This window comes from Caballeronia eucalypticola, from assembly GCF_047608185.1.
Taxonomy (GTDB): Bacteria; Pseudomonadota; Gammaproteobacteria; order Burkholderiales; family Burkholderiaceae; genus Caballeronia.
The window spans coordinates 41,223-63,085 of the sequence record NZ_JBLKRU010000041.1 but is presented as its reverse complement, the minus strand read 5'-3'; the positions used below and the strand labels follow the sequence as shown (position 1 = coordinate 63,085).

Genomic DNA, 21,863 nt, shown 5'->3' with positions numbered 1-21,863 from the left:
TTGTTGCTCATGCTTTTGACTCGTCTGCTTAATGCCTGCCACCATTTCCCTGGCTTCGTCTACGGTACCGCGCGCTTGTGCATGCATAGCAATACTATCGAGATCGATGTGCGCCCGCGCAAAGGCTCCAGAGCGTGCTGCTCAGGATGCCATCAACCCGCCAGGGGCTACGACCAACTGCCCCAACGCCGCTTCGAGTTCATCCCGATCTGGGGCTTTGCGGTGTTTTTACTGTACAGCATGAGGCGCGTGGAATGCAGGCGATGTGGGGTCAAGGTAGAGGAGGTGCCCTGGGCAATGGGCAAGCACCAGTTGACCAGGGCGTACATGCTGTACTTGGCGCACTGGGCGCGCAAGCTTTCATGGAAGGACACGGCACAGTCCTTCCACACCAGTTGGGAGAAGGTCCAACAGGCCGTGGCCTATGTCGTGCAATGGGGTCTGGAGCATCGCGAGCTGGGGCATATCCGGGCCATCGGCGTGGACGAAATCGCCTACGGTCGTGGTCATGAGTATCTGACACTGGTCTACCAGATCGAGGCGGGCTGCACGCGCCTGCTCTGGGTGGGCGAGAAGCGCACCAAAGAAGCGTTCCAGAAGTTCTTCGATATGATCGGCACGGAACTGGCGCAGGGCATCGAGTTTGTGTGTTCGGACATGTGGAAACCCTATCTGGACATGATCAAACTGCATTGCACAGGGGCGCTGAACATTCTGGACCGCTTTCACATCGTCGCTAAACTCAATCTTGCCATCGACGAGGTCCGTGCGGGCGAAGCACGCCAACTGGTCAAGGACGGCTACGAGCCGGTGCTTAAGAAGTCGCGCTGGTGTCTGCTCAAGCGCCCGGGGAACCTGACCGACTCCCAGCGCATCAAGCTGCGTGAGGTGCTGCGCTATAACCTCAAGAGCGTACGGGCCTACCTCTTCAAAGAATACTTCCAGCAATTCTGGGACTACGAGTCACCCGCATGGGCAGGCAAATTCCTGGATCAGTGGTGCAGCGAGGTCATGCGCTCGCGCATCGACCCGCTCAAGAAATTCGCTCGCACAGTACGCACCCATCGAGAGCTGTTGCTCAACTATTTCCGGGCGCGAAAGGCGTTCTCCAGTGGCATCGTTGAGGGACTGAACAACAAAGCCAAAGTCACTATGAGAAAAGCCTATGGATATCGCACCTTCAAAATGACGGAACTCTCGCTATATCACGTACTTGGCAAACTTCCTGAGCCAGAACTCGCCCATAGATTTTACTGACGGACCAAAAGAAAAGACCCTGGCTCTGAACGCATCCAATGGCGCCTAGCTATTCGCTTTAGGCACTGGCGGTACGGGCAGGAGTATCTCCGAGGCGACTTTCCAATCCTGACCGACTTTTATCCAGTTAATTAGCACTAGAAAGGGCTTTGGCGTTCCATCCTGACCCGCGTAGGAAACCGTGATATTCACTGGCGCATAAGATTGCGCTACGTCCGGCGTCAAGCCTACAACCTTCACCTTCGAGTAATCCGGCTGGAGGACGACCGGGCCGGACGTGCCAATATCGTGCAGCTTCTGATCGATCGCTTCGTTACCCCAGAAACCCGCCCAGTTTCCTTCAGATGGAATCGCGCTTTTGGCAACGAGAAGGGCTGAAGGGGATTGCCAGAACATCTCATGCAGAGCCTTGAAATCATGGCGATTTGCCAGTTGTATGAGCTCGCTGAATTTTGATCGAATCGTGTCCAGGCTCTGAGCGTCCACTGGATCCTTGTAAGCATCGGGCGCAGCTGCGAGGGCTCCCACGGAGAAAGTCAGGGCGGCTGCACCAGCCAATAACAGCTTGTACATGGTCAGTATCCAGTGTGGAATCGATGGCATCGTCTTGGTAACGGGGCGATCTTACACCGGCCTTCTTTGCCATGCTTGCCACGCCCGGGCGCGAGCTTGGCGAACGATGCCGCCTTGCTAACTCGTACTCGTCAAAGCGACAATAAAGTCGAGAAATATCCTTGTCTTGGCCGGCACGTGTTGCCGTGATGGATGGTACGCATAGAGCGGGAAGCGCTCATCCGGCCAGTCTGGAAACAGGTTGACCAGCCGACCCTCCCGGATCAGGTGCTCGGCTCCTAGAAGTAGCATCTGCGCGACGCCGGAACCGGCCAGACACGCGTTGAGAAGTGCGCTCGGGTCATTTACCGTGAGTCGTCCATTCGTTTCGACGACCAGCTTTTTGCGCTTGCGATGAAACTCCCACGGATACGGCTTTCCGGTTTCCGGGTTGCGGAATTCGAGGCATCGGTGCCCCTCGCGCTCCAGCTCTTGAGGCTCGGTTGGGCGCCCCCGGCGGGCGAGGTAAGAGGGCGATGCGACCGTGACAATCGCGGTATCGAGGAGCTTGCGTGCAATCAGACTGGATGAACGAGGTTCGCCAAATCGCAAGGCCAGATCGAAACCGTCCACGACGAGGTCACCAAGCTGATCTCGTGCAATGAACTCGAGTTCAAGTTCAGGATGCGCGTCCATGAATTCGTCGAGCTTCGGGCCTAGAATGATGCGCGAAAAAACCGGATCAAGATTGATCCGCAGCTTTCCGCGCACGGTCGTCGCGCCACCTGTCGCGGCAGCGGCCGCTTCCTCCATTCCCCTCAGATGCGGCATGACCTGCTCGTAGAACCGTCGGCCCTCTTCAGTAAGCGAAACGGCGCGGGTCGTCCGATTGAAGAGCCGTGTTTTCAGCCGCCTTTCGAGTCGGGCGATTGCCCGGCTAACCCCGGGTGGCGACATACCCACCAATTCGGACGCGGCGGCGAACGTGCCCGCATCGACGACAGCAGCAAATACGCTAATTCCGCTAGAGAGATTCTCGCTGGACGATCTCATAGATGCTGCATCCAAGTCATTTCATGGTCGGGCGATGTTCTGTCGATCGCCAACATAGCACGCGGGACGACTTCACCTTGCAGCCGCGGCGCGCGCGGCGACCGAGCACAACCGGCAAGCCGATGGATCCGTTCGGCCGGTTCCATTCGAGATCAATGAGCGGCCCGAGTTTTTATAGGCGGTGCGTTCAGCATGCGGTGCCATTACATGGCAGTCCTGCAGATACTTATGAACGGCGAGATGTATCGCGGCGAGCGGCTCCTTCGCGCGGACACCATCGCGACGATGTTCCAGGATCTGATCGGATATCTTCAGCCTGCGCGCTTACCAATGATCGAGGGCATGTGTCTTTATGCGAGAGGGGGGGTTCTGCCTGGTCTTGGACTTGGCGTTGCCTCGAAACCGGCACACGAAAAACCGCGCACGTTATCGGGCGACTCCGGTTCGCCAAAAACAAAACCCCGCAGGCTCAAGGCGTACGGGGTTTTCTTTTACTACGCTAACTGTCTTACTGACTACTTGTTGGTGCCCAAGAGAGGACTCGAACCTCCACACCTTGCGGCGCATGGACCTGAACCATGTGCGTCTACCAATTCCGCCACCTGGGCCTACCGATACAACCAAGAGTGCTATTTTAGCGAACGATTCAAACCTGTCAATGGCCGCGTAGGAAATGAATCGAAAGGAGAGGAAAAACTGCGTCGATCAACCTGCTTGATAGCCCGCCTGATAGTGATGCCGCATGAAAAACCGGTCGAGTTCGCGGTCTTCCGGCCGTCGGCCCGTAAAGACCTCGACGTACTCGGCAATGCGCATCATGCGCACCGACAACTCCTCCTCGCTTTTCATCGATATATAGCCCATCTGCGTCAGGTAGATTGCTCTCGCGCGCACATCGGCGGAGATGGGTTCGTATTCGTAACGCTCGAATAATTGCGTGAGCGCGGCAAGGCGAAGCTGGTCCGCCACCTGGATCTCGCCGGCAATCTCAGGCGACTGCAGCGCCCAGCTCCGGATAGCGGCTTCAAACCGCGAATCGAAGATCTGGTCGTCGAGCCAGCAATCAAACACGTTCAGCACCGCTTCGCAGATTGTTTCGGCGTAGGCCTCGGTCTGCTTGACCCAGTTGCCCGTGTTCTTGGCCCGCCAGCGCTCCAGCAGCGCGGCCAGCAACTCCTCGCGGTCCTTGAAAAACCAGTAGAAGCTGGTCCTCGATAGATTCAGCTTCTTGGCCAACGGGAGGATGCGCACGGAATCGACGCCGGCGTCGCGCAGGCTGTCGTAGGCGACCTCAAGCCACGCTTCGGGCGACCCTCTTCCCGCATCGGCAGTCGGTTGATCCATAGGTAAAAAATTCCTTAAAGCACGAGTGATCGCCGGATCGCAGAGCGAAGGTCCACAACGAAAACGAAAGCGCCGCCATTTTGGCGTGTCGGCCGGTCCGGGTCAAAGCGCTTTGTTTTGTTCCCGCACCCCGCAGCCCGACTTGGCGCAGATCCGCAATCACGCAGTCTAATGTTCATTGTAGTCGAGATACTTGACACAGGTGTACGGAGTGAATAATCTTGTTTGCGTCCCCCAAACAAAATCGTCAAAAGGCCACGCCATGTCGTCAAACGACCCGCTCCTTCAGCCTTACACCATCAAACATCTGACGTTCCGCAATCGCATCATGACCACGTCGCACGAGCCGGCGTACGCGGAGGACGGCATGCCGAAGGAGCAGTACCGCGCGTATCACGTCGAGCGCGCGAAGGCGGGGATCGCGCTCACCATGACTGCCGGCTCGGCGGCGGTATCGAAGGACAGCCCACCGGTCTTCAACAACGTGCTCGCGTACAAGGACGAGGTCGTGCACTGGATGAAGGATCTCGCCGATGAATGCCACGAGCACGGCGCAGCGGTCATGATCCAGTTGACACACCTCGGACGGCGCACGCGTTGGGACAAGGGCGACTGGCTTCCGGCCGTGTCTCCCTCGCACAACCGGGAGCCGGCGCATCGCTCCTTTCCGAAGAAACTCGAGGACTGGGACATCGAGCGCATCATCAAGGACTATGCGGACGCCGCGGAGCGAATGAAAGCGGCCGGGCTCGACGGGCTCGAGCTGGAAGCCTACGGACACCTGATGGATCAGTTCTGGTCGCCGCTCACGAATACGCTCGATGCACCCTATGGCGGCTCGCTGGACAACCGGATGAAATTCACCTTCGACGTCCTGACGGCCATGCGCAAGCGAGTGGGCCCGGACTTCCTGCTCGGCATCCGATACACCGCCGACGAGATTATTGAAGGCGGCCTCACGAAAGAGGACGGGCTGTATATATCGAAGAAGCTGAAGGACAGCGGCCTTGTCGATTTCCTCAATGTGATCCGTGGGCATCTAGAAACCGATGCCGGATTGACCGACATCATCCCGATCCAGGGCATGAAAAGCGCGCCTCATCTGGACTTTGCCGGTGAGATCAAGAAGGCGACCGAGTTCCCCACCTTTCACGCAGCGCGAATCCAGGACGTGCCCACGGCCCGGCATGCAATCGAGTCAGGCAAGATCGACATGGTCGGCATGACGCGCGCGCACATGACAGACCCGCACATTGTGCGCAAGATTATCGAGCGCCGCGAAGACGACATTCGACCGTGCGTTGGCGCGAACTATTGTCTCGATCGAATCTATCAGGGTGGCGCGGCGTACTGTATCCACAATGCCGCCACGGGCCGCGAAACCACCATGCCGCACGACATAAAACGTGCGCCGGTCAGGCGCAAAGTAGTGATTGTCGGGTCCGGTCCTGCGGGACTCGAGGCCGCCCGCGTGGCCGGTGAGCGAGGACATGAGGTCGTCGTGCTGGAGGCGACGAACCACCCCGGCGGCCAGATCCGCCTGACCGCGCAGAACGCGCGGCGCAAGGAGATGATCGGCATCATCGACTGGCGGATGTCCCAATGTGAGCGACTTGGCGTGACGTTCAAGTTCAACACGTGGGCGGAGTCGGCGACCGTGCAAGCTGAAAACCCGGATGTGGTGATCGTGGCAACCGGGGGAATGCCCCGCACCGACGTTTTGCGCGAAGGAAACGAGCTGGTGGTATCGACATGGGACATCATCTCCGGCGACGTCAAGCCCGGCGCGAACGTCCTGATCTTCGACGACGCCGGTGACCATGCAGCGCTGCAAGCTGCCGAGGTGATCGCGCAAGCCGGAGGGAAGGTCGAGATCATGACGCCGGATCGCTCGTTCTCGCCCGAAGTGATGAGCATGAACCTCGTTCCATATATGCGATCGCTTCAGACGCTGGACGTGACGTTCACTGTGACCTACAGGCTCGCTTCGGTGCATCGTGACGATAACGGCCTTGTCGCGGTCGTGGGCAGCGATTATGGCGGCGTCCGCAAGGAGCGACGTCACGATCAGGTCGTGGTGAATCACGGAACGATTCCCATGGACGATTTGTATTTCGAACTAAAGCCGATGTCGAGCAACCTCGGCGCCCTCGACTACGACGATCTTATTGGTGGGACGAAACAGTCACGCAAGTCCAACCCGGAAGGCGCCTTCCAGCTTTTCCGTATAGGCGATGCGGTGTCCGCACGCAACACGCATGCGGCCATCTACGACGCGCTTCGTCTGGTCAAGGACCTGTAGCTGAGACGGCGGTTTCGTCAAGGTTTTAACCGGCTTTTATAGTGATATGGATAACTAATGAAGATTGGTTATCGTGGAGTCGTGCGTAAGCTGCGGGCGCGTCAAGCTATTACGCAAACGCTTCAAAACCCGGCTAGTCACACCGCGCTAAATCGGCGTTTTTGATACCTTGACATATGGTTCCACGTGGGACTAATCTGAAATCATCGGTGATCGGACAACAAGTCGATAGAGGATGGACGTAACCATGGATCGTGATGCGAGCCTTCCCGGCCGGACCTTGCAACGTCCTCGCGATGGTCGTGAGTATCGAGAGGATCAGGCCGTCAAGGGGCATCGGATCGCGCCTGTCGACCGGACGCTGATTGAACGGTTTGAGGGCATCGACCGGCGCTCGCTTCGCGCATATCGTCTCGAAAGAATTCGCGCGCAACTGCGTTCGAATGATTACGGCGGGATACTTCTGGCGGATCCGTTGAACATCCGTTACGCCACCGACACGAACAATCTAGGGCTTTGGGTCATGCATTCCCCGAGTCGTTATGTGTATATCGCTACAGACGGACCGGTGATCCTGTTTGACTTCACTAGCAGCCAACACAACAGCGAAGGCATTGAAACCATCGACGAGATACGTCCAGCCATTCCTTGGCTGTATTTTCTTGCCGGTCCGAGAGTCGAGGAAAAGGCTACGTTATGGGCCAGGGAAGTGGCCGATCTGGTTTTCACCTATGGCGCCGGTAATCGAAGGTTAGCGGTTGATCGCTGCGATCCCTGGGGCGCGGAGCGCCTCAAGGCACATGGCATCGAATTGTTCGACGCGCAGCCGCTTACGGAGCAAGCGCGGCTGATCAAGTCGCCGGAGGAGATCGCGCAGCACGAGGTGTCCATGGCCGTATGCGATCTGGGTATATCGCGCATGGTCGAGTCGCTTCATGCCGGTGTGACCGAGAACCAGTTGTGGAGCATCCTGCATGAGACGAACATCGCACATGGTGGGGAGTGGGCCGAAAGCCGCTTGCTGAATTCGGGGCCGCGCACCAACCCATGGTTCCAGGATGCAACGAACAGGGTGATCGAAGCGGGTGACATGGTTTGCTTCGACACGGATATGGTCGGGCCGGGCGGCTACCTGTCCGACATCTCCCGAAGTTTTGTTTGTCCAGGTCGGACCATGTCAGCAAGGCAGGGAAATCTTCTTGGCTTCGCGGAAGACCAGATCATGCACAACGTGGGTCTGCTTCGCGCGGGACTGTCGTTCCGCGAATTCGCCGAACAATGCTGGCCGGTTCCGGAGCGTTATGTGCATAACCGATACATGATGATGCTTCACGGCGTCGGGCTGGTGGATGAATATCCGAGTGTCGCCTATGCCGTCGACTTCGATGCATGGGGATACGACGGAACCTTCCAGGAAAACATGGTTGTGTCGGTGGAGAGTTATATCGGCGAGCAGGGCGGTAAAGAGGGCGTCAAGCTTGAAGAGCAAGTGCTGATAACAGCGAACGGGTCAGTTGTCCTCTCGCAAAGTCCGCTTCTTGGTCGTCAATACTCGTCATGAGCGAAGCCCTTCCTCGCGTGATTGATGCCGACGCGGTGCTGGCCCGGGCTTCCCCAATTGCACTGATCGATGCAATGGAAATGAAGCATCTGGAGGGATACGAAACCGTTGGGCGACTTCATACGGCAAGCTTGAGGGATGATCGGCCGAGTGCCGAGTTGCTCGTCTGGGTAGGGGCACGACCGGACGGATCGATGGGCGCAAAACTCGTCTCGATCTCCCCCGATAACGGTCAATTGAATGAGCCTTCGCCTACGTATCATTCGGCGTTCGCATTGGTCGACCGGCTGGATGGGCGCTTCAGGTCTTTCATAGTGGGTGAAAGCTTTACCCGATGCAAGACTGCGGCTGATTCGGCACTCGCGGCGCGGTACCTCGCTCCGGTCAGCCCGATGAAACTGGTCGTGCTCGGCGCTGGCGCTCAGGCCAGGACTCATCTGACTTACCTGCACGCGGTTTGCCCGACCATCGAACGGATTGCCGTATGGAACCGGAACCGAGATCGCGCAGAACAGTTGATAGCGGAGCGTTTTCTGCCCGTCGATTTTCATGTGTCGAATGACCTCGAGGCAAGTGTTGCGGACGCTGACATCGTGGTGTGTCTAACCTCGTCCTCTACACCCGTGCTCGATGGCAAGTGGCTTAAGCCCGGGTGCCATGTCGATCTTGTCGGCGGTTTCACCCCGGACATGCGCGAGACGAACGACACCGCCATTCTCCGGTCGAGCATATTTGTGGACCATCTGGGGCTCACGGCCGAGCATTGTGGCGACATAGTTCAACCGCTGAAGAATGGAACCATCACGCTGTCGGACATACGAGGAGACCTCTTTGATTTGTGCAGGAAGGAGATTCCGGGACGGCACGACCCGCAGGAAATTACCCTGTTCAAAAATGGTGGCGGCGGTCATCTGGATCTAATGGTGGCGGAATGGTTGACTGACTCCTTTCATTGAGAGTCGGGAGCGCATGGCCCGCTGTCAGTCTAGATGGGGCCTGTATATGGCTTCGCCCGGTTGTTGAATTGAAGGATAAGAAAATATGGTTAGTACAGTTGAGGATAGTCAGGAAACGGAACTGAAGGCATCCGATAGCGCGATTAATACTCAAGACGTGTTCGCCGCGGTCGTCACGAACGGGCCGATCAGCGACGCATGGCGCTTCACGCTCTGGTCGAACTACTACACCGAGCCATGCTTTACAGCGATGAGTCGTGACTTCGACGTCGGCCGTGACGAGTTTAATGTGCTGAGCTGCCTGAGTTCCTATGGTCCGATGGCAGCCAAGACAATTTGCGACGTGACCGGCCGTCCAAAAAACAGTATCAGCCGTGCGGTGACGCGACTCAGCGAAAGAAAAATGATTCGGCGCAAGATCAATCCGCTTGACCGGCGTGAGAGCTCACTCATCCTGAACGAGAGCGGGCGGAAGCTCTACGAACGTGTGGTGCCGGTTGCTATCGAGAGGCAGTCGGCCATGCTGAGCGGGTTGAGCTCATCGGAGCGCGCATTGCTCGATCAAGTGCTGAACAAGCTGATGCAGTTTCGCCATGAGTGGTGAAGGCGTGGAGCGAAGCCCACGAAGAGCCCACGAACAGTTGATTCAATTTGTGCACTACATGGTGCGAAAGCATCACTTGAGGTCTGTTTTTTGGCTTAGTCAAATGGTCTGGCCGTGCATCTATATAAGCCCCAGGCGACCGCGACCGGTTTCGCACGAAGTTCACGGAGTGAGTTCCATGAATAGTATTGCTTCTCCCTTTCTAGAGTCCGGGCCGGCCGCCTCGCAGCGCGCGGGGCTAACGGGCGAGCCGATACTTTGCGTTGAATCGGTGAGCAAGACATACGGCACGCACAGGGTCCTTGCGAACATCAGCTTTCAGATGCAAGTCGGCGAGGTCATCGCGATCATTGGCCCCAGCGGTTCCGGAAAAAGCACATTGCTTCGGTGTATCAATCAACTCGAGCCGCCGAACGAAGGCAAGGTGACAATCGGAGGCGTAACGATCGACGCTGGGAGCCCAGTCTCCCGACGGGACCTAGTCGCATTGCGCCGGAAGATCGGCATGGTTTTTCAGTCCTTCAACCTGTTTCCCCACCTCTCCGTGCTGCGCAACGTCAGTCTTGCGCAGGAACGCACCATGGGCCGCTCCAGAAAAGAGGCGGACGCAAGATCAATGGACCTTCTCGCCCGCGTTGGTCTGGCAGGCAAAGCGGGCCAGTATCCCGCGCGGTGTTCCGGCGGGCAGCAACAGCGGATCGCGATTGCGCGCGCGTTGGCTCTGGAGCCGGAAATCATGTTGTTCGACGAACCCACTTCCGCACTGGACCCGGAGTTAGGCCTCGAGGTGCTGGCCGTCATGAAGGAGCTTGCTGTATCGGGCATGACGATGATCGTCGTCACTCACGAGATGCATTTTGCAGAGAACGTTTCGGATCGCGTGATCCTGATGGCTGAAGGTCACATACTCGAGGAAGGACCCAGTGCCGAGATCATGCGCGCTCCCAAGACCGAACGCGCGGCCAAATTCCTTAGCGCAGTGAGGGACCGGTAATGATCATGGATCTCACCGCAATCCTGAAGGGCGTGCCGTGGACAATCGCGCTCACCCTTGCGTCGTTCATTCTGGGCGCGCTGCTCGGATTGCCGCTTTGCGCAATGCGCCTTTCGACTACCGGCTGGTTGCGGCTTACGTCGACGGCAATTGTTGTGTCCTGCCGGTCAATTCCACCCATCGTCTGGCTCTTCTTTGTGTTCTTTGGCATTGGCAACGGCCTCATAGCCATGAGCCCGTTTACTGCCGCGGTGGTGGGCCTCGGCTTGGTGACCGCCGCCAACATGTCCGAGATCTATCGAGGCGCGCTGACCGCTATTCACCCGGGACAATTCGAAGCGGCGAAGGTGTTGAACCTGACGCGGAGCCAGCAGTTTCGCGACGTCGTTCTGCCGCAGTTGACGAGGATCGCATTACCGTCCGGTGCTACCTATCTTATCGGCCTGCTAAAGGACTCAGCCGTCGCGTCGACCATCGGCGTGACTGATCTGGCCTACCAGTCGTATCACATTTCTCAACAGACTTTTCGCGGGCTGAGCGTCTACGCGGCCGCGGCGCTTCTTTACATCCTCCTGAGTTTGCCGATCGCGTGGCTGTCGCGCTGGGCCGATGTTCAATTGCGTTCGAGGGTATCGAGATGATGGAGCTTCTCAACCTTTGGAAGGGCTGGCTTCCGGAGCTCATTGACGGTTATGGCCTCTCGCTCGAAGTGACCGCCCTAAGCCTCGCGATAGGCATTCCGTTAGGGCTCGTACTCGCGCTTGCGGTGCCGGCCAAGTCGAAGGCGATCAGGTTCCCCGCGTTGACGTTCGTTGAAATCGGCAGAGGAGCGCCCGTTCTTATCCTGCTCCAGTTCGTCTATTTCGGCTTGCCGACGGCGGGCCTTACGTTGTCATCGTTCGCGTCGGCAGTGGTTGCGCTCGCGTGCTGCACCGGCGCCTATACCAGCGAGATCATCCGCGCGGGATTCGAAGCCGTCCCGTATGGGCAGAAAGAGGCTGCGTTAGTGATCGGACTCAACGGCCTCGACGCACTGCGCTTCGTGATCGTTCCTCAAGGTCTTAGGGTTGCGCTTCCCGCGCTACTCGGGTTTTCGATAATGATGCTTCAGGCAACGTCGCTCTGCTTCACGATCGCGCTTCCTGAACTGGTCAGCCGGGCATCGAATATCGGGTCCACGACGTTTGAATACATGCCGGTCCTGATCCTTGCCGGCTTGATGTTCGCTGTCATCTGCATTCCCGCAACGCTGTTTGTTTCCGTACTTGAACGAAGATTGGGACGTCATGCCGTTCGATAGATTCGCTCCGTCTTTGCCGCTTAGCTGCCCGTGAATATCCCTCCACTGAAGCCACGATAGGAAAACGACATGAAAACGTCCGAACAATTCTTCAGGAGACTCTGCGCCGGCCTCCTTTTGTCCTGCGTCACCTATTCCGCCTTCGCGGATCAGTGCAAGCCCGCTCATACGTTTCCGACCATTACGTCCGGCACTTTATCGGTGGCAGCATGGGTATTTCCTCCGTATTCGATTCCGGCGGGCAGCACGGATATTGGTGGCGTTGACGGCGATATCGTCAAGCTCATCGCGGCGAAGGAATGCCTGAAGCTTTCGATCAGCACGGTGGATCCGGCTGCCGTCATTCAGTCGGTCGTGTCGGGGAAAGCGGATATAGGAATGGGCGACTGGTACCGGACGGCTGACCGCGCGAAGGTCCTTGGGCTTAGCGGCCCGATGTACCTCGATCAGATGGGCGTCATCTCCAAGGACGGTATCGACACCATCGCCGGTTTGCAGGGCAAGCGCGTGGGATCGGTTCAGGGTTATCTCTGGACGGGCGATCTCCAGAAGGTACTCGGCAGTTCGCTGACCCTCTATCCTAATCCGGTCGCCATGGCGCAGGATCTGGCGGCTGGCCGGATTGACGTCGGGACGGACAGCTTCGCTGTTGCGCAATACGATCAGAAGACGGGGGGTTATGTTTCCATCAAGATCATGCCGGTGAAGCCGGACCCCAGGGTCCCGGCATCGGTTCAGCCGGGCCAGACCGCATTTCCGTACACGAAGTCGAATCAGGCCCTGGGCGATGCGCTGAGCGCGGACATTGCTGAGCTGCACAAGTCTGGCGATATCGCGCGAATCCTGAAGGCGCATGGTCTGGAGCCCTCAGCAGCCGATGTCGGTCAACCGCGGCTGGTTCAGTGACCCATGCCCCGTACTGAGGAGAGGCAATGATCAACACAGGCATGCGAGTCGCGTTGGGTCCCGATGTGAAGGGCTCGCATTTTCTCGATGCGACTGCCCTTCAGTGGCAGCCATCGGATACGCCGGGATTCGATATTGTGACGTTGTTCGAGAATTCTTCGACCGGCGAGTCCACTGTTTTGATGCGGGTTGAAGCCGGTGCGAGAGCGGGGTTGCACAGTCATGATTTGCTAGAGGAGATCTACGTGCTCGACGGTGAATTTTCGGATGAAGACCGTACTTACTTGCGTGGGCAGTATTGCGTGCGTTCGCCGGGCACGCAGCATACCGCTGTTTCAGAACAGGGATGCATAGTTATGCTGATCTATCGGAATACTGCGGCAGCGTTGATCTAATCATGCCGATACCGGACTCATCCATGGCTGGTCTTGGCGTAATCGGAACGGGACAATTCGCTTCGTATTTTATTACGGCGCTGCGTCGAGGTGGGTACGACGGTAAGGTCTTGCTCTCGCCGCGCAATGCCGGGATCGCCAGCACGCTGGCGCGAAATCGGCATTGCGTGGTGGCTGCGTCAGCCGAAGAGGTGTTGGCGGGCGCCGACGTGATCCTCCTGAGCGTGAGGCCGGAACAGGCTAAGACGGCGTTGGCGAATTTGCGTTGGGAGCGTCGGCACATCGTCCTTTCCGCAATGGCAGGTATCCGCCTCGACGAGCTTCGCGCCATGCTGCCGGAAGTGGAGGGCGTGCATCTCATCATGCCGGGCAGTTACATCGAAATAGCGCCGGGTCCTATCCCGCTTTATCCGCTAGCGCCGCGACTCATGCCGTTGCTCTCTTGTGCTGGCAATGTCGTTGCGTTGCCAAGTGAGGCTGCGTTTAACGCGGCAATAATTTCCGTATGCGCGTCGACTTGGATATACGACCTTGCTCACGCGCTTGCGGTTGAACTCGAGCGGCATGGGCTTGAGCCCGACGCTGCTCGTGCGCTGACCCTCGGTAATATCGCGGGGCCGGCCAGCTTTGCCTTGGGCAAGCCGGAGAAGGGTCTTCTTGAACTCTCTGCGGGCATTGCGACCGAGCGGACATTTACCAAGACCGGACTCGATTATTTGAAGGCAGGTCACTTCGACGCCCCATGGAAAGAAGCCATTGCACAGCTTGCGGAAATGCTAAACCTACCCGCGTGACGGCTCTGGTGCTAGGGTATCAATCTGCAGCTGCTTGAGGGTATGTGAAGACGGCTTAAGGGAAATATGCAAAAGGAACGACTCGCAAACGCGAGTCGTCGGGTTACAACCATGTGGAGTGAGTCGTGAGTTCTAAGGTCGTTATAGTTGGCGGCGGGGTCATTGGAAGTTCCATCGCCTATTTTCTGCGTGCTTCGGATCCGACGGTTGACGTGACCGTCATCGAGCGCGACCCGAGCTATGCGAAGTCGTCGTCGGCACTGTCGGCCGCATCGATCCGGCAGCAATTCTCCACGCCGCTTTCCATTCAAATGTCGTTGTACGGCATCGATTTTCTTCGCGGTATTGGGGACATTCTTGAAGTCGACGGGTTCAAGCCGGCAATTGATCTTCACGAAGGAGGTTATCTTTTCCTTGCTAGCCAGGCAGGCGACGCAACGCTTCGTGAAAACCACGCGTTGCAGAGGAAGCTTGGCGCGGACATCACGCTGATGGCGCAAGACGCGTTGCGCGCGAAGTTTCCCTGGCTGAATGTCGAGGACCTCGTTGCCGGCGCGTTTGGCGAGAGCGGAGAAGGGTGGTTCGACGGCTATGGCCTTGTGCAGGCACTTCGCAAGAAGGCACAGTCGCTCGGCGCACGCTACGTGGCGGCGGACGTGACAGGACTGGTGCGGGACGGCCGGCGCGTCACGCATGCGGTGGCGAGCAATGGCGAGCGTTATGCCTGCGATACGGTGGTTAATGCAGCGGGTGCCTGGGCACGCAAGGTATCGGAAATGTTGGGTATCGACATCCCTGTTTTTGCGCGGCGGCGGAGCATCTTTAATGTGTCGTCGCCTGCGCGATTGGAACACTGCCCTTTGCTGATCGATCCGACCGGGGTCTATTTTCGCCCAGAGGGGAGGACCTATATTTGCGGTACGTCGCCGACCGCGGATAATGACCCGGATGACCTGCCGCTGGACGAAGTCGACCACGCGATCTTCGACGATGTCATCTGGCCGACGCTCGCACATCGTGTTCCGGAATTCGAAGCTCTGCGCGTTGAAAACTGCTGGTCGGGCTATTACGAGTACAACGTGCTCGACCAGAATGCGATTATTGGCTATCACCCGGACATCGAGAATTGTGTCTTCGCAAATGGCTTCAGCGGTCACGGACTACAGCAAGGACCGGCGACCGGGCGTGGCGTGAGCGAGTTGATCCTGTCCGGAAAATACACTTCGCTCGACCTGTCGTCGCTGAGCTGGGAGCGGGTACTGGAATGCCGTCCGATCGTTGAAAAGAACGTCGTTTAGCGCGATGCGTTTCGGATTTCAATGGATCGAATTAACGAAGCGAGTCGCGGCTAAATCTTTATTGTGACCAGCATAGAGGTTAATATTCAGTGGTCAGGCAGCGTTGGCCGCGTCAAACTCGACCTAATTGATTTCGGAAAATATGGAAACGGTAATGCCTGGTTTGAAGGAACTACTGGCGCAGCGCGAAGCGCTTCAGCGGGAATTGGAGCAGGCGCGGGAGCAGGAAGCAGATCGCGCGCTGCGCGAGATCGTCGCGAAAATGACGGAATATAAAATCTCCCTGCAGGAGCTGATCGGTACCAAGGCTCATGCCCGGTTGATCCCGCCGGTCCCGAACGCCAAGTACCGCGACCCGGCTACCGGGGCGACATGGAGCGGCCGGGGACGGACGCCGCAATGGATTGCAGACAAGAACCGCGACGATTTCCTGATTCAGCCGTCGCTGTTTCGGGGTCAGTGAGAGTTTTCAGCGACGATTTTCACTGAAGTTTCAGCGAAGGCCACGTCCGAAAAGACGCCGGCCTTCAGCTCTGCTTTGGCGGTGCGAAACATTGGTACAGGATGCCGTTAATCCAATGCAGGCGATTCCTGTCCTAACGGTGCAGCTACATCACGACGCGTCTCGTCCTTCTTTTCTCCTGCAACTTCTCCGTGGTCTGAGCGAACACGTCCAAGCAGTACAAATACCAATACCGCGGCACCCAAGGTCAGGATAATCGCAACCCAAAGCAGCTTCTTGAACGCGAGATCATAGGCGAGCAGCAAGTGCGCGTGATCGAAACCCGAAAGGATTGCCCCAGCTTTCGCCAGCGTTCCAGCGGCAAGTTGCGCCGCGCCTGACGCCAGGGTGTCCGGATTCTGATCCGGCCTGATGTCAGTCAGGGTTTGCCGGGCGAAGAACGCCAGCAACGAACCTACAATGGCCATGGCGGTGCTATCGATCGAAACGCGCAACGCGCCAAAGATACCAACGGCCATTCCGGCTTTATCGCTAGGGACGACGCTGACCGCGAGGTTATCCATCAAGCCCCACGGAATAGCAGCACCCAGGCCAATCAGAAGCAGATCCACTCGCATCAAAATGCCATGATCTCCTAGCGGCACCTGGGCGAGCAGAAAGAGCCCCCCGACCGAGATGAGCATGCCTATGCCCGAAAGAATGCCAACCGGAATAAATCGGGTGAGCATTGCCGAAAGGAACGGGACGATGAGCAGCGGCGCGGAAAAATACAGCATCAGTATCCCGGCATCGAGGGCATTGAGCCCTTCAATCCCGATAAAACGCAGCGGCAGAATCACGAGCAACGCAATATAGGAATATGCAGTCGCGAGCGGCAGAAGCTGCGCGCCCACGAAGCGCGGATAGCGGAAAAGGCTGAGATCAAGCATGGGATTCAAGACTTTCGTCTCGATCACAACAAAAACGACCAGTACCACACCGCTCGCCAAAAAGAGTCCCAGGACAAGCGGGCCAGTCCATCCATGCACCGGGGCTTCGACCACTGCAAAGGTGAAGAGCGTCAGCATGAGGGTGAAGGTGCCGGCGCCTGCCCAGTCGAGACCATGCGCCGATGGATTCTTGCTGTCCGTCATGTAGAAAATGCACAAGATCAGTGCGATAAAACTGATCACCGCGCTGCTGAGGAAGACCGCATGCCAGTTAAAGAGGGCGATCAGAATGCCGGCCAGCGTCGGGCCGAAGGCAAGGCCTGCGCCAAACGCGATGCCGATAAGGCTGAAAATCCTGACACGCGCCGCGCCTTCAAATTCCTGTGCCAGCATTGACACGCCACCGGCATAGGCACAAGCAGCCGCAAGGCCATGCGGGACGCGAAGGAAATCGAGCCACAAGACGCTTGGCGCGAGCGGCATCACAAGCGAAACGAGCGTCATGACGAACATGCCGATGAAGAAGATTTTCTTGCGGCCATAGTGATCGGCAAGCGCACCCGCCACCATCAGCGTGCTGCCGCAGGCGAGCATGAAGGCGTTGGTGATCCAGGACAGCGCAACGGTCCCGCCCGGAAGGTCCCGGCCGATGAAGGTTTGAGCGGCAGGTCCCGCCGACAGACTTAAAGGCAGGCTGATGCAGGCCAAAATCACCGCAAAGAGAACAAGGATTTTGGCGCGAGCCGTTCGCGGCACCGTTGGGGAAACATTCGCGGAGTGCATCGATAAGATTCCCTTAGGTTCATGCGATACAGGAGGAGCGCAACGGGCTGTCCTGATTCTGAGGATGGGGCAATGCTAGGGGTGTCTGAGTTATGGATAAAGAAAGACAATGCGAATTCATCTGTCGGGAATTGCGAATAATGAAAAGCGGGGTGCGAATAACCCTGTTGCAGGCTCTGATTTTGCCGGCGATGGTCGTGGCTGCTTTGATGGGTATGGATTGATCGCTTCCGTCGCTTCAATACATCCGCATTCCTAAGTTATTGTGCGAGGATGGAAGATGAGTGTCCCCCAAGCAGCGTTTTGATCGCAATAACGTCGGAGTGCGGGCAAAGCCTCTGGAAGTTTTCTTTCGCCGTGCGTGGGGTGGCGATATTTGAGCAGACAGGTTTTTGCCCGGTTCGGACGCGCGCGAAGTAAAAATCTCTGGCCGATCAGGAGGGGCGACGCTCCAGCGCAGTTTCGACGTTGCGCAATGCAATCTCCAACTCCGACTCGAACAGCAGCGCCTCGACACGCAAAAAACAAAAAACCCCGTCATCACAAGGATTGACGGGGTTTTCCGACTTCGGATTGCTCCGAATTTGAATCTTGGTGCCCAAGAGAGGACTCGAACCTCCACGCCTCGCGGCGCATGGACCTGAACCATGTGCGTCTACCAATTCCGCCACCTGGGCAAGGTGCGTGTGCAGCAAAGAACGCAATTATAGCCGGGCGTATCGCGCTGTCAAGCATTTTGAGACCGAAACTGAAACACGGCTCCGAGCCAGTACCCATATGGCTTGCGAGCCGATGTGCCCCGGTTGGCGGGTGTTAGAATGGTTCGCAAACTATTCGTGAACGAACCGGAACAACGTTAAGTGCAACGTCCCGGCAACGCGCCGATCCAGTCCCGGGCGGGGCTGGAAAGTAAAGCTGGGATGGGATTGCCGACGGGTAATCCCCCATTAACCGCGACATTCAGTTAGACGAGAAGAGATCATCGATAAGCCCTTGAACAAATATCCGTATCCGATTCCGAGCCGCGAAGAAATTCTCGGCGTGTTGCGCACGAGCGAAGCGCCGCTCGCTGCGAACGACATCGCCGAAGCTCTGTCGATCAAGCGCCAGGAGCGCGAAGGATTTTTCAAGCGATTGGGAGCCATGGAGCGCGACGGCCAGGTCCGTCTCGACAAACGCGGCTATTACCAACTCACGCATCCCTCGAACTTCGTTGCCGGCCGCGTTCAAGGCCATCGCGACGGCTTCGGCTTCCTGATTCGCGACGACGGCCAGGACGACCTGTTCCTGCCCAACGGCGAGATGCAGAAGGTCATGCACAACGACCGCGTGCTCGCGCGCATTGTCGGGTATGACCGGCGCGGGCGGCCTGAGGGCCATATCGTGGAAGTCACGGATCGTGCGAATAAACGCATCATCGGCCGGCTGATCAGCGAGAACGGCGCGCTGCTCCTCGTGCCCGAAGACAAGCGCATTGGCCACGACATCCTGATCACGCAGAATCCGAAGAAGGCGAAAGTGGGGCAAGTGGTCTCGGTCGATCTCACCGACTTCCCGAGCCGCCATTCGCAGCCGCTCGGACGCGTGGCGGAAGTGATCGGCGACATTGACGATCCGGGCATGGAAATCGAAATCGCGGTGCGCAAATACGGCGTGCCGCACGAGTTCAGCGACCGCGCGCTCGAGCAGGCCTCGAAGTTGCCGGACGAAGTACGCCCCGTCGATATCCGGCATCGCGTGGATTTGCGTGATGTGCCGCTGGTCACTATCGATGGTGAAGACGCACGCGACTTCGACGACGCCGTCTATTGCGAACCCATGACGGTCGGTCGCGGTACGGGCTTCCGTTTGTTGGTCGCGATTGCCGACGTCTCGCATTACGTGCGTCCTAACGAAGCGCTGGATGTCGATGCGCTCGATCGCAGCACGTCGGTGTATTTTCCGCGGCGCGTGATTCCCATGCTGCCGGAGAAGTTATCGAATGGCCTGTGTTCGCTGAATCCGCACGTGGATCGTTGTGTGCTCGTATGCGACATGGTGATCACCGCGCGCGGCGAGATCAAGGCGTACCAGTTCTATCCCGCCGTGATGCATTCGGCAGCGCGCCTGACGTACACGGAAGTTGCTTCAGTCCTGACCAACACGAAGGGTCCGGAAGCAGCGAAGCGCGCCGACCTGTTGCCGCAATTGCAGAACCTGTACGGCGTGTATAAGTCGCTGCACGCAGCGCGCCAGAAACGTGGTGCGATCGATTTCGATACGACCGAGACGTACATCGTCTGCAATGCGCAGGGCAAGATCGAGCAGATCGTGCCGCGCCATCGCAACGACGCGCATCGGCTGATCGAGGAATGCATGCTGGCCGCGAACGTTTGTGCGGCTGACTTCCTCAAGCGCCACAAACACCCGGGCTTGTATCGCGTGCATGCCGGGCCGACGCCCGAAAAGCTCGAAAACCTGCGCGCGTTCCTGCGTGGCGTGGGCTTGTCGCTGGGTGGCGGCGAGAAGCCGCATGCAAGCGATTACGCCGCGCTCATGGCCATGGTGCGCGATCGGCCGGACGCACAGATGCTGCAGAGCATGGTGCTGCGTTCCATGCAGCAGGCAGTCTACAGTCCTGACAACATTGGTCACTTCGGGCTCGCGTACGAAGCGTATGCGCACTTCACGAGCCCGATTCGCCGATACCCCGACTTGCTTACGCATCGCTCGATCTACGCCATTCTGCAGGGCAAGAAGTATCAGCCCGAAGTGGGTCACGACGTCACGCTCAGCACGGGCCTGACGAAGGCCGCACGGGCCATGCAGAAATCCGATGACGAATCGCGCAGCCGTCAGCGCAACAATGTCGCGATCTGGGAAGAGCTCGGACTGCATTGTTCGTCGAATGAACGCCGTGCCGACGAAGCGTCGCGCGACGTGGAAGCCTGGCTCAAGTGCTATTTCATGCGCGACAAGCTCGGCGAAGAATACGGCGGCATGGTGAACGGCGTGACGACGTTCGGGATCTTCGTGCAACTGGATTCGCTGTTTATTGAAGGACTGGTGCATATCACCGAGCTCGGCGCCGATTACTTCCAGTACGACGAGATCAAGAACGAACTGCGCGGCGAACGCACAGGCATTCGCTACCGCATGTCGGATCGGGTGCGCGTGCAGGTCAGCCGCGTTGATCTGGATTCACGCAAGATCGACTTCCGGCTGGTCCGCGATACCCCCGTCAAGCCGCCAGGACGGACCTCGGCGCCTGCCGTCGAACACTCCACCGCAAATGGTGCGGGCGTGGGCGCGGGACCGCGTGTGCGGCCGTTCCCGTCTGACGAAGGCAGCAGCGTGAATAGCCGGCGGCGCGACCGCGGCGGCAAGAAGGCGGCGGCTCAGGCCATGGGCAAGGCAGCCGCGGCGGCACTGCCGCCTACTATCGCCAAGGACGTGGCGGTGGCGAAGAAACGCGGCGCGGCGCCAAAGGTGGCGGCCAAGAGTCATCCGCCACGAAAGAAGCGCTGAGGCGCGCGGTAGCGACGAAGGCGACGCGCCTCAGTTTGAAATGCGCGGCCCGATGCATCACGCACCGGGCCGCGTTTCCATTTTATTTTGTTTGAATACGGTCTGGTCCAGTCATGTCACGTCTTAAAGTTTTGTATGGTTTTCACGCGGTGACCGCACGGGTTCGCGCGGACGCATCGACGATCGAAGAAATTCTCTACGATCCGACCCGCAAGGACCGGCGCATGACGGATTTCCTGCGCACAGCCAAGGAAGCGGGCATTCGCCTGATCGCCGCCGACGAAGCGCGCCTGTGGGGCCTGTCGGGCAACGTCGGCCATCAAGGCGTGGTCGCGCGGGCGACCGACATGCCGCTCGCGCAGAACCTGGCGGAACTGCTCGATGGCGTCAGCGGTACGCCGTTGCTGCTGGTGCTGGACGGCGTGACCGACCCGCATAACCTCGGCGCGTGTTTGCGTGTAGCCGATGCCGCCGGCGCGCATGCCGTGATCGCTCCGCGCGATCGTTCGGCCGGATTGAACGCAACGGCCGCGAAGGTCGCGAGCGGCGCCGCTGAAACCGTGCCGTACATCACCGTGACGAATCTCGCGCGTGCATTGCGTGAATTGAAGGACGCGGGCGTGTGGGTGATCGGCACATCGGGCGATGCCACGGCGAGCGTCTATGAGACGAAGCTCGATGGTCCGGTGGCGATCGTTGTCGGCGCGGAAGGCGAGGGCATGCGGCGTCTCACCGGCGAGACCTGTGACGAGATCATGAAGATCCCGATGGCGGGCAGCGTCGAAAGTCTGAATGTGTCGGTGGCGAGCGGGATTTGTTTGTTCGAAGCCGTGCGGCAACGGTCGGTGAAGAAGAAGTAAGCGCA

At 58.3% G+C, this 21,863-nt stretch carries 20 protein-coding genes and 2 tRNA genes; 15 read left to right on the top strand and 7 right to left on the bottom strand.

Annotated elements, in window-relative coordinates:
- Positions 1-1,257 (top strand): ISL3 family transposase (locus ACMX25_RS32075; RefSeq protein WP_414950301.1); only part of this gene is annotated, 1,257 nt, incomplete at its 5' end.
- A gap of 45 nt (positions 1,258-1,302) precedes the next feature.
- Here the strand turns inward: ACMX25_RS32075 and ACMX25_RS32070 are convergent.
- The 4 genes from ACMX25_RS32070 to ACMX25_RS32055 all read right to left on the bottom strand — a co-directional run bounded on the left by ACMX25_RS32070 (position 1,303) and on the right by ACMX25_RS32055 (position 4,206).
- Positions 1,303-1,830, bottom strand: a complete 528-nt coding sequence (locus ACMX25_RS32070) for a hypothetical protein (protein ID WP_414953929.1) — start codon at positions 1,828-1,830, stop codon at positions 1,303-1,305.
- A 117-nt stretch (positions 1,831-1,947) separates the two neighbouring features.
- Complete coding sequence (locus tag ACMX25_RS32065) at positions 1,948-2,862, bottom strand: LysR family transcriptional regulator (RefSeq protein ID WP_414953928.1); 915 nt, start codon at positions 2,860-2,862, stop codon at positions 1,948-1,950.
- Between the two features lie 523 nt (positions 2,863-3,385).
- A tRNA-Leu gene (locus ACMX25_RS32060) sits at positions 3,386-3,470 on the bottom strand.
- Positions 3,471-3,567: 97 nt separating this feature from the next.
- The gene (locus ACMX25_RS32055; protein ID WP_414953927.1) at positions 3,568-4,206 is read right to left on the bottom strand and encodes a TetR/AcrR family transcriptional regulator; all 639 of its coding nucleotides are present in this window, start codon (positions 4,204-4,206) and stop codon (positions 3,568-3,570) included.
- Positions 4,207-4,468: 262 nt separating this feature from the next.
- Between ACMX25_RS32055 and ACMX25_RS32050 the strand changes: the two genes are divergently transcribed.
- The 12 genes from ACMX25_RS32050 (at position 4,469) to ACMX25_RS31995 (ending at position 15,779) form a co-directional block, all read left to right on the top strand.
- Positions 4,469-6,508: an oxidoreductase gene (locus ACMX25_RS32050; protein ID WP_414953926.1), complete on the top strand. Its 2,040-nt coding sequence runs from the start codon at positions 4,469-4,471 to the stop codon at positions 6,506-6,508.
- Positions 6,509-6,755: 247 nt separating this feature from the next.
- The gene (locus tag ACMX25_RS32045; protein WP_414953925.1) at positions 6,756-8,069 is read left to right on the top strand and encodes a M24 family metallopeptidase; all 1,314 of its coding nucleotides are present in this window, start codon (positions 6,756-6,758) and stop codon (positions 8,067-8,069) included.
- On the top strand, positions 8,066-9,025 hold the full coding sequence (locus ACMX25_RS32040) for an ornithine cyclodeaminase family protein (protein ID WP_414953924.1): 960 nt from the start codon (positions 8,066-8,068) through the stop codon (positions 9,023-9,025). Before ACMX25_RS32045 ends, ACMX25_RS32040 begins: the two co-directional genes overlap by 4 nt.
- An 85-nt stretch (positions 9,026-9,110) precedes the next feature.
- Complete coding sequence (locus ACMX25_RS32035) at positions 9,111-9,629, top strand: MarR family winged helix-turn-helix transcriptional regulator (protein ID WP_414953923.1); 519 nt, start codon at positions 9,111-9,113, stop codon at positions 9,627-9,629.
- Positions 9,630-9,807: 178 nt separating this feature from the next.
- Positions 9,808-10,623, top strand: a complete 816-nt coding sequence (locus ACMX25_RS32030) for an amino acid ABC transporter ATP-binding protein (RefSeq protein WP_414953922.1) — start codon at positions 9,808-9,810, stop codon at positions 10,621-10,623.
- 5 nt (positions 10,624-10,628) lie between these two features.
- Complete coding sequence (locus tag ACMX25_RS32025; protein ID WP_414953921.1) at positions 10,629-11,264, top strand: amino acid ABC transporter permease; 636 nt, start codon at positions 10,629-10,631, stop codon at positions 11,262-11,264.
- Positions 11,261-11,923, top strand: a complete 663-nt coding sequence (locus ACMX25_RS32020; protein ID WP_414953920.1) for an amino acid ABC transporter permease — start codon at positions 11,261-11,263, stop codon at positions 11,921-11,923. The genes ACMX25_RS32025 and ACMX25_RS32020 overlap by 4 nt, the downstream gene beginning before the upstream one ends.
- 69 nt (positions 11,924-11,992) lie before the next feature.
- On the top strand, positions 11,993-12,829 hold the full coding sequence (locus ACMX25_RS32015; RefSeq protein WP_414953919.1) for a substrate-binding periplasmic protein: 837 nt from the start codon (positions 11,993-11,995) through the stop codon (positions 12,827-12,829).
- A 26-nt stretch (positions 12,830-12,855) separates the two neighbouring features.
- Positions 12,856-13,224 carry a cupin domain-containing protein gene (locus tag ACMX25_RS32010; RefSeq protein WP_414953918.1) on the top strand — a complete coding sequence of 123 codons (369 nt, stop codon included), beginning with the start codon at positions 12,856-12,858 and terminating at the stop codon, positions 13,222-13,224.
- Positions 13,225-13,247: 23 nt separating this feature from the next.
- On the top strand, positions 13,248-14,018 hold the full coding sequence (locus ACMX25_RS32005) for an NAD(P)-binding domain-containing protein (protein WP_414953917.1): 771 nt from the start codon (positions 13,248-13,250) through the stop codon (positions 14,016-14,018).
- Positions 14,019-14,143: 125 nt separating this feature from the next.
- Positions 14,144-15,316 carry an NAD(P)/FAD-dependent oxidoreductase gene (locus ACMX25_RS32000; RefSeq protein WP_414953916.1) on the top strand — a complete coding sequence of 391 codons (1,173 nt, stop codon included), beginning with the start codon at positions 14,144-14,146 and terminating at the stop codon, positions 15,314-15,316.
- Positions 15,317-15,470: 154 nt separating this feature from the next.
- Complete coding sequence (locus tag ACMX25_RS31995) at positions 15,471-15,779, top strand: H-NS histone family protein (RefSeq protein WP_414953915.1); 309 nt, start codon at positions 15,471-15,473, stop codon at positions 15,777-15,779.
- 107 nt (positions 15,780-15,886) lie between these two features.
- Here ACMX25_RS31995 and ACMX25_RS31990 read toward each other — a convergent pair whose 3' ends face one another.
- The 3 genes from ACMX25_RS31990 to ACMX25_RS31980 form a co-directional block, all read right to left on the bottom strand.
- Positions 15,887-17,491: an MFS transporter gene (locus tag ACMX25_RS31990; RefSeq protein ID WP_414953914.1), complete on the bottom strand. Its 1,605-nt coding sequence runs from the start codon at positions 17,489-17,491 to the stop codon at positions 15,887-15,889.
- 434 nt (positions 17,492-17,925) lie between these two features.
- Positions 17,926-18,093, bottom strand: coding sequence for a hypothetical protein (locus ACMX25_RS31985; protein ID WP_414953913.1), 168 nt, complete (start codon positions 18,091-18,093; stop codon positions 17,926-17,928).
- Positions 18,084-18,168 (bottom strand) — tRNA-Leu (locus ACMX25_RS31980). The genes ACMX25_RS31985 and ACMX25_RS31980 overlap by 10 nt, the downstream gene beginning before the upstream one ends.
- A gap of 316 nt (positions 18,169-18,484) precedes the next feature.
- On the opposite strand from ACMX25_RS31980, the gene rnr reads away from it, so the two are divergent.
- The gene (rnr, locus tag ACMX25_RS31975; protein ID WP_414953912.1) at positions 18,485-20,998 is read left to right on the top strand and encodes a ribonuclease R; all 2,514 of its coding nucleotides are present in this window, start codon (positions 18,485-18,487) and stop codon (positions 20,996-20,998) included.
- Between the two features lie 113 nt (positions 20,999-21,111).
- Positions 21,112-21,858, top strand: coding sequence for a 23S rRNA (guanosine(2251)-2'-O)-methyltransferase RlmB (gene rlmB / locus ACMX25_RS31970; protein WP_299719165.1), 747 nt, complete (start codon positions 21,112-21,114; stop codon positions 21,856-21,858).
- The last annotated feature ends 5 nt before the right edge of the window (positions 21,859-21,863 follow it).